Origin of the sequence: Microcystis sp. BLCC-F209 (genome assembly GCF_041928595.1) — a bacterium.
Classification (GTDB): domain Bacteria; phylum Cyanobacteriota; class Cyanobacteriia; order Cyanobacteriales; family Microcystaceae; genus Microcystis.
The window spans coordinates 1-7,420 of the sequence record NZ_JBHFLL010000123.1; the positions used below are offsets into that span (position 1 = coordinate 1).

At 44.3% G+C, this 7,420-nt stretch carries 8 protein-coding genes and 2 pseudogenes; 5 read left to right on the forward strand and 5 right to left on the reverse strand.

The window, feature by feature from the left end; all coding sequences use genetic code 11:
* The 3 genes and pseudogenes from ACE1AQ_RS07885 to ACE1AQ_RS07895 all read right to left on the reverse strand — a co-directional run.
* Window positions 1-133, reverse strand: a pseudogene (locus ACE1AQ_RS07885) (IS630 family transposase); the annotation flags it as partial.
* A gap of 100 nt (window positions 134-233) precedes the next feature.
* Window positions 234-1,406, reverse strand: coding sequence for a CBS domain-containing protein (locus ACE1AQ_RS07890; RefSeq protein WP_008199830.1), 1,173 nt, complete (start codon window positions 1,404-1,406; stop codon window positions 234-236).
* A gap of 238 nt (window positions 1,407-1,644) precedes the next feature.
* Window positions 1,645-2,085: pseudogene (locus ACE1AQ_RS07895) on the reverse strand (recombinase family protein).
* A 332-nt stretch (window positions 2,086-2,417) separates the two neighbouring features.
* Here ACE1AQ_RS07895 and trxA point away from each other — a divergent pair.
* Together trxA and ACE1AQ_RS07905 are read left to right on the forward strand one after the other, a co-directional pair.
* A complete protein-coding gene (gene trxA, locus ACE1AQ_RS07900) occupies window positions 2,418-2,741 on the forward strand; it encodes a thioredoxin (RefSeq protein ID WP_002778933.1) in 324 nt (107 codons plus the stop codon).
* A gap of 461 nt (window positions 2,742-3,202) precedes the next feature.
* On the forward strand, window positions 3,203-3,820 hold the full coding sequence (locus ACE1AQ_RS07905) for a CP12 domain-containing protein (protein WP_008199826.1): 618 nt from the start codon (window positions 3,203-3,205) through the stop codon (window positions 3,818-3,820).
* 189 nt (window positions 3,821-4,009) lie between these two features.
* On the opposite strand, the gene ACE1AQ_RS07910 is transcribed toward ACE1AQ_RS07905, so the two are convergent.
* Both ACE1AQ_RS07910 and ACE1AQ_RS07915 read right to left on the reverse strand, forming a co-directional pair.
* A complete protein-coding gene (locus ACE1AQ_RS07910) occupies window positions 4,010-4,315 on the reverse strand; it encodes a Txe/YoeB family addiction module toxin (protein ID WP_039899790.1) in 306 nt (101 codons plus the stop codon).
* 252 nt (window positions 4,316-4,567) lie between these two features.
* Entirely contained in the window at window positions 4,568-5,755 is a 1,188-nt protein-coding gene (locus tag ACE1AQ_RS07915) for an HAF repeat-containing PEP-CTERM protein (protein ID WP_110546024.1), read from the reverse strand.
* Window positions 5,756-6,047: 292 nt separating this feature from the next.
* Between ACE1AQ_RS07915 and ACE1AQ_RS07920 the strand changes: the two genes are divergently transcribed.
* From ACE1AQ_RS07920 to ACE1AQ_RS07930, 3 genes are all read left to right on the forward strand, one after another.
* A complete protein-coding gene (locus ACE1AQ_RS07920) occupies window positions 6,048-6,473 on the forward strand; it encodes a DUF29 family protein (protein ID WP_110546025.1) in 426 nt (141 codons plus the stop codon).
* Window positions 6,474-6,573: 100 nt separating this feature from the next.
* Window positions 6,574-6,846, forward strand: a complete 273-nt coding sequence (locus tag ACE1AQ_RS07925; protein ID WP_002761103.1) for a hypothetical protein — start codon at window positions 6,574-6,576, stop codon at window positions 6,844-6,846.
* The gene (locus ACE1AQ_RS07930; RefSeq protein WP_110546026.1) at window positions 6,833-7,276 is read left to right on the forward strand and encodes a type II toxin-antitoxin system VapC family toxin; all 444 of its coding nucleotides are present in this window, start codon (window positions 6,833-6,835) and stop codon (window positions 7,274-7,276) included. The genes ACE1AQ_RS07925 and ACE1AQ_RS07930 overlap by 14 nt, the downstream gene beginning before the upstream one ends.
* Window positions 7,277-7,420: the final 144 nt, after the last annotated feature.

The window sequence follows — 7,420 nt, forward strand, 5'->3', positions numbered from 1 at the left end:
CTCGTTGAGTTTTTCCGTCGTTTAGCAAGAGAAACATTAAAATTCTTTCCCTAACCTCTGCTCTTTCTTCTTCTTTAAGAGCTTTTTGTAAGTTTTTCTTTTCTTCTAAGTCTAGGAAATCTTTGGCTGGCATAAGTAGGAGTTTTCTCAAGTTACTATTTCTATTTTAGGTGGTTTAAGTGCGTTTTAGCTTAATTAACCAGATTTAGTATGAATAGAAGCAAGCTGGTTATTTAAGAGCTAATTTCACGACCGAGGTGGGCAAGCTTATCTAGAACAGATTGAAGCAAAGATCGCCGCTGCTCGACGACAATATCTAAGTTAGCCAACATATACTTTACGTCTTTGTAAGCATTGTCCAGCAAGGCCAGTAATAATTCGCGATCGCCAGCGCTCTCTTTTTCTGATGGGGTGCGGGTCCGTTGGGGTAATAAGTCCGCTGGTGGGGAAGGAAGAGAGGGCGATCGCTCGGACTCTAGCTGTTGAATCGTTTGCTGTAAATTTTCAATCACCCCATACATTTCCATCGGGTCAAAAACCCTTAACAGACTGGTTTGTGTGACAATACCCAACCCCCGACCCCAGTTCCAAGAAACCACCAAACGCCCCACCCGCCGTTTTTGCATTTCCTGATGGGCCGTCCACAGGGAATCCTCGGGGTTGAGGAGAAATAAGGGCGTACTCATCACCGTCTGGGCCCTAGTTTTGTGCAGATCGATTTGAACTGCTTGAAACTGGACAAGATCTCGCTCTGTCACAATACCCACCGGGCAGTCATTGTCCTCTGAATCTCGTTGGGTGATCACCACACAACTGACACGATGTTCAGCCATTAACTGGGCCAATTGCAGGACTGTGGCGGTGAGTGGGGCCTGTACCACTTGACTGGTCATCACATCGGATACGCGACGAAACCGCAACAGATTGGCCGGACGCAAAATCTGGCGAATACTTTCATGGGAGATCACCCCGATTAAGTGTCCTTGGTCATCGACAATCGGCAAATGGCGAATGCGGTAGCGCCGAAACAAAAACAGGGCAGCAAAAATGTCTTGAGCAGATTGCTGGGGCAAGGTGATCAGGGGATGTACCATCACATCGGCAACGGTTGTCTCGGTCAGGTTAATTCCTTGAGCGGTGAGTCGCACCACATCCCGTTCTGTCAAAATTCCTAATAACTCTTGCCCTTGCACCACCAGCAGACAGCTAACACGCGCTTCTCCGGCCGGAGCAGCTAGAGGGGATAGGTCATCGGTGAGTAAACACAGACGGCTATGGGCCTGACCGATCATGGCGATCGCATCTGCCAGGGAAGTCGTTGGCGGCACCGTCAAGGGGTGGCGATCGATCGCTTTTTCCAGATCGGGGGCCCAACTCAGAGGTGTATCAAAGGACATCAGCACCATCCCGCAATCGCAAAGGCCAAGATAGGCAGACTAGCCCCCGGGCAAAGAACCCAGACTCTCAGAGTTGCTGAAACCCGTTCTAAAACTATCTCAAAGTGTAGCGTCATTTAACTTTTTCCTAAAAGATGTAACGTTTTGTTACAATTTTTATTAAACTCGTAAAGATTTTAGACCCACTTCGGTGTATCATAGAGGGATGTAACAGGTTAAAGCCTGAAACTTTTTATTTAGGGGTTATTCAGCCTCTAATGGTTTTAGGAGCGGCATCACCAGACGCTGGGGTGAGTACTTCCGGGTTCTGGTCGGCCTAAAGGGTTACTCCGGAAATTCTGGACACCTTTCCATAAAGTCGATCCAGCACCCGCTTTACGGAAATACGCTGCCATGGTTGACCGCGTTTGGTGGTGTAGCCCTGTTCATTAAGCCAATCGGCGATCTTCTGCAAGGATTTCCCCGATTTGTGATGACGGCGAATCAGTTCAATGACCCGGCACTCTTCCGGATCATCCACTAATTCCCCATCGATCGATCGTTGTCCAAAGGCAGGGGAGCCGTAGCCCGCATAACCACCGTTGCTTGCTTTTGCTTGTCTGCCTTGTTCTAGCCGCTCCCAGGCAGATAAATCGTTGGAAGGGGTCGCTGTCATAGGGTATCTAAATGCAATAACTTGCAAAACTATATTATCGCAACTTAACGTCGCAAATTTGTTTTGATTGGGGGCAGCCGATGACGACTTACAAAGTAAAACCCCTGCATGAGCAGGGACTAGATCTCACCATCGATGTCTGGGACAACCAAACTATAGACGATACCCCCGGGAGGCGGACATTGACTAATGCCATTTTTCTTTATTCATAGTCCTGAACCCCAACCCCCTTCTGGGGGAAAGTTAAAGAGTCAAAAGCCAAGCATTTTTAGAGGAGGAGCGGTTCAAGGCTGAATTTATCTTGTAAAACGCAGCGAGCAGAGAATTTGTCCTAAGTTACACAGCATCAATTTGGAGATATAAACATGGGTACGGCTACATTTATTCAAGATGAAACTGAATTTGATTCCCTCTTAAAGAGTGAATCCCTGTTGGTGGTAGATTGCACGGCAACCTGGTGTGGACCTTGCAAACTGGTGGCACCGTTGATCGATCGATTGGCCGATGACTATCGCGATCGCGCCAAAGTCTTCAAACTTGACCTGGACAGTAACAAACCCGTGGCCAAACGCTTTGGAATTAAAAGTATTCCGGCTGTCATGGTATTTAAACAGGGGAAATTGATAGAAACATTAGTTGGGGTTAAACCCTATGAAGAATTTACGGCTGCAGTAGAACGACAATTATAAGTCTTCCACCGTGAACGAACACTCTGGGCAAACGTCCGACGTTGACCCTTTCCTTCTCACACCACTATTCAATTTTGAGGTATGGCGATGAACAAGCTTATAGAAATTCGGTGTCCCAACTGTGGCAGCGTAGCTCAACGGCTCTTGAGCGATCGCCTGCCCGCAGGATATAAGTGTCCAGCCCGGCAGGTTGCTCAGACGGAATGCCCAGTGTGTGATTATTTCATCGCCATGTGTTGGCAAAACGGCGCTGTGCTGGAGGCCTATGCTCCAGGCATTCAGGGGAGCACAGCTGCGGCCATGCCGCCCCAGCCCCAACCAGCGAGCGCCCATTGGTCTTTGTCATCTGTGTTCAAAGTGGCACTCAGCCCACAAGAGTCCAGGAAATTGCTATCGGGACAACCCTAGTCAACTTTTGCATTTATACCAGTTCTTTAATTTAACAACACCATCCAACTCCTATGCTGCAAGCTCAAGAAATTATGACCCAAAACGTTGTCACCATTCGTGGTTCGGCAACGGTTGCCGATGCCGTGAAATTGATGAAAGAAAAAAAACTGCGGGGTTTGATTGTCGAACCGCGCCATGAACAGGACCCCTATGGAATTGTCACCGAAACCGACATCGTTTACAAAGTGGCGGCCTTTGGCCACGATCCTAAAACTATGCGGGTCTATGAAATTATGGCCAAGCCCTGTGTGGTCGTCAATCCCGAACTGGGGGTGGAATATGTAGCCCGGTTATTTGCTCAAACCCGCATTCGCCGCGCCCCGGTGATTCAGGGCAAAACTTTGCTGGGCATTATTTCTGTGAGTGATATTCTCTTCAAGAGCGATTTTGTCGAAAAGCCCAAGCGGTTGTTCATTGAAGATGAAATTGAAGCAGCCCGGGAAGACGCACGGGCAATTTGCGCGGCCAAGGGTGAAATCTCTCCCGATTGCGCCGCAGCCTGGGATGTGGTGGAGGAACTCCAAGCCGAAGCTTCCCATCAACGGGTCAAAAAACAGGGGAATAACTCACTCCAGTCCTACTGCGAAGCCAATCCCGATGCCTTAGAGTGCCGCATTTATGAGGATTAAATCTTGGAGGAATGTAAAGATTTATTAAAATGTAACGTAGGCTACAGCTTTGCTTAGTTTAGTGTGTACTGTTTCACTGTCCTCCTTCTGTCTTGGGTTGGGCTGTTGCTTCACCTAGCTGCGAGGGGGGACTCACTAAGTTCTTTGTCCCCTTTCTCCTGTAACAGTTCTTGATGGGTTTGTCTGAGTTTAGCCTGATTGATAATGATAACGAGCTTGTAAAAAATAAACCTTATTTCCTGTGACTTTATAAACCAAACGATGCTCTAAATCGATCCGTCGTGACCAAGGGTCGGCAGCAATATACTTAAGAGGTTCGGGTTTACCCAATCCTGTAAACGGATCGCCATCCAAAATATCTGCTACTAAGTCTAAGATTTTATCGCCTTTTTTCGGTTCGTTTCGATACCACCAAGCCAAATCTGCTTTGAAATCAGGACTAAAAACGGGCAAATAACCATGAATAGGATTGTTTTGAGGTTTATTATCAGTCAGTGGAACAGAAAGCGGGTTTCTGGTAAATATCTAAATTAAAGCTCAGATTTTTTTGTTAAGAAACCCGCTTTCTCCGAGGTTGTTGAGTGAGAACAGAGTAGCTCGAACGATACATCCGAACAACCAAAAAGCACCCCCTAAAATTAGAGAATGCCCTTTTCTTTAATGATTTAGACCCTAACTGATTGAATTGACAAAAATAGGGAATTTATAGCCTCTGCGGAGTAGAATTCTCATCAAAGTCAGGTTATATTATGACCGTTTCTTCCTCAAAAAACCCACCAGAGAAAACAGCCCTAACCCTAAAATAGCGCTAGGCTCCGGTACAGTTGGATTGGGGGGTTCAGTTTGTCCATCTAAACGAGCGAGCCAAGCTTCAGTTTGACCATCGGGGTTAGTTCCAGTACCCACGATAGACAGTCCATCGGCAGAAATTGCCGTCGCATTGCTTAAAGTCCAACCCGCTAAATTTAAACCATAATCATTGGTTAAAACCTGTTGTAAGCTCCGCATCCCTTGGCTAATATTCCAGATAAATGCCTCAGAACCATTAGCACTACTGCTCTGACCGACCACAACAGACCCATCTGCTGATACTCCATTAGCAAGGCTATTGAAACTCCCCCCAGGTAAATCCCCCAGTCCTACCATCCCCGTTGCTTGTGTCCAACGGAATGCTTCAGTACCATTAGCACTATTGCCGAAACCAACAACAACAGACCCATCGGCTGATACTCCAAAAGCACTACTACCGAAACTACCCCCCAGTAAGTCCCCTAGTCCGACCATTCCCGTTCCTTGTGTCCAACGGAATGCCTCCTGCTGACTATTAGCACCACTATTACCTCGACCAACAATAACAGACCCATCGGCTGATACTCCATTAGCACTGCTATGGAAACTCCCCCCAGATAAGTCTCCTAGTCCAACCATCCCCGTCCCTTGTGTCCAACGGAATGCCTCAACACCATTAGCACTACTGCTCGAACCAACAATAACAGATCCATCTGCTGATACCCCAAAAGTCTGGCTAAAGAAATTACCCCCAGGTAAGTCTCCTAGTCCCACTATCCCTGTTGCTTGCGTCCAACGGAATGCTTCAGTACCATTAGCACTATTAATAACAGATCTACCAACAACAACAGACCCATCTCCTGATACTCCATTAGCAAGGCTATTGAAAATACCCCCAGGTAAGTCTCCTAGTCCTACCATCCCCGTCGCTTGTGTCCAACGGAATGCTTCAGTACCATTAGCACCATCGCTGGCACCCACAACAACAGCCCCATCAGCTGATACTCCAAAAGCCTGGCTAGAGAAACTCCCCCCCTGTAAGTCCCCTAACCCCGTAAAAAAAGGGGCGGCTTGTACTGGAACAGCCACCCCGATCGCACCCAATCCGATCCCTAAGCTGATACAATTAGCTAGTATCTTGTTCATAACCTGATAAAAATCCCAAAAACTAAGTGATTCTTACAATCTAGATGTTCACTTTGGTTTTGTCTGTGGGAATTTGTGGCCATTTTGGATTTTCTGATATAATAATTTTCGTGGGATAAAGTGGGATTTAGTGACAAAAAGGAGGGCAAGGCTCATGAAACAAGGCTAAATTTTCGTTAATAAGGCAAGAGAACAGGCAAAAGTTTTCGCTTGTTTTTCCAACTTTAACAATATCTAATGTAAAGGACAAGTTACTAAATCAAGAGGTTAATCAGTCAAAAAAAGGCAAAAAATGGAAGAATTATTAGAGTTAAAAAATCTATTAATAGCTGGCAATGTTCCCGATGCCTTAATCTTGGTAGAGGAAATGACAGAAATGAGTAAGGATGATAAGATCAATAAAATTTTTAGCTTTAGTATTATTGTTCTATTACATCTGATTAAGCAGCAAGCAGAAAAACGCAGTACCCGCTCATGGGAAACCTCTATTTCTAATTCTGTTCGACAGATTCAACGCATTAATCAACGACGTAAAACTGGAGGAAATTATCTAACAATAGAAGAATTAAAAGAAACCTTAGATGATGCTTATTCTTCGGCTTTAAGACAAGCGGCATTAGAAGCTTTTGAAGGTATATATCAACCAGAAGAAATTGAAGCTATGATCGATAAAAATAAAATTATTAATCAAGCATTGGAATTAATATTAATCGATTAAGTAACAGGGGAAAGTCGGAAACAAATCAGGAGGTTTAAATGTCAGAAACAGTCGCTTAAAGATTAGCAGCCTGTTTAAAAACCTTAACGGAGGACAATTAATGATTAACTTAGAACAAATTCAACAAGATATTAACCAATTACCTGAAGAAGCACAAAACTTACTGATTGATTTTATTGAGTTATTAAAAAAACGCTATTCTTTGGCAAAAAAGCCAGAGATTGCAGCAAAAATAAACCCTGAAGCTCAAAGTACCCTAGACATTTTAAAAGAATCTGGATTAATCGGTTGTATTAGTGCAGAATCAGACCTTTCTACTAATTATAAATCCGTTCTCAAAGAAGGATTAAAAGCTAAATATGATCATCGTTGATACTGGGTTCTGGGTGGCTTTATTTAACAATAAAGATCAATATCATCTAATAGCACAGCAAACCTTAGCACAGTATTCTTCTCAACCCCTAATTACAACTTGGTGTGTTTTAACAGAAACTTGTCATCTTCTTTTACAACGTTCTCCAAATCTCTATACAGGAGTTGAAAAACAAATAAAATTAATGAACGTATTTGAGAGACATCCCCAAAAATTTCTATTATTTCACCTTGAAAATACTCATCTAGAAAGAATTCAAGACCTTATGAAACAATATCAAAGTCTGCCAATGGACTTAGCCGATGCCTCCCTAGTTATCTTAGCAGAAGAGTTAGGAAATGGACGTATCTTATCAATTGATAATCGAGATTTTAATACCTATCGCTGGAAAAATAAAAAACCCTTTATTAATCTTTTCTCAAATTTCTAGTTAATCAGTAGTCCGTAGAGTGTAGGGTGCGTTAGGCGGCTATCAATTTAGTCAAAAAACCAAAATTAATAATTCGCCGTAACGCACCACCTCTATTATTAAATTGGTGCGTTACGCTATTGAAGAGCGCACCCTACGAGTCCG

What these genes read in the sequence shown, in the direction of transcription:
- ACE1AQ_RS07890 (WP_008199830.1), bottom strand. Translation starts at nt 1,406, where the DNA reads ATGGTGCTGATGTCCTTTGATACACCTCTGAGTTGGGCCCCCGATCTG.
- trxA (WP_002778933.1), top strand. Translation starts at nt 2,418, where the DNA reads ATGGGTACGGCTACATTTATTCAAGATGAAACTGAATTTGATTCCCTC.
- ACE1AQ_RS07905 (WP_008199826.1), top strand. Translation starts at nt 3,203, where the DNA reads ATGCTGCAAGCTCAAGAAATTATGACCCAAAACGTTGTCACCATTCGT.
- ACE1AQ_RS07915 (WP_110546024.1), bottom strand. Translation starts at nt 5,755, where the DNA reads ATGAACAAGATACTAGCTAATTGTATCAGCTTAGGGATCGGATTGGGT.
- ACE1AQ_RS07920 (WP_110546025.1), top strand. Translation starts at nt 6,048, where the DNA reads ATGGAAGAATTATTAGAGTTAAAAAATCTATTAATAGCTGGCAATGTT.
- ACE1AQ_RS07925 (WP_002761103.1), top strand. Translation starts at nt 6,574, where the DNA reads ATGATTAACTTAGAACAAATTCAACAAGATATTAACCAATTACCTGAA.
- ACE1AQ_RS07930 (WP_110546026.1), top strand. Translation starts at nt 6,833, where the DNA reads ATGATCATCGTTGATACTGGGTTCTGGGTGGCTTTATTTAACAATAAA.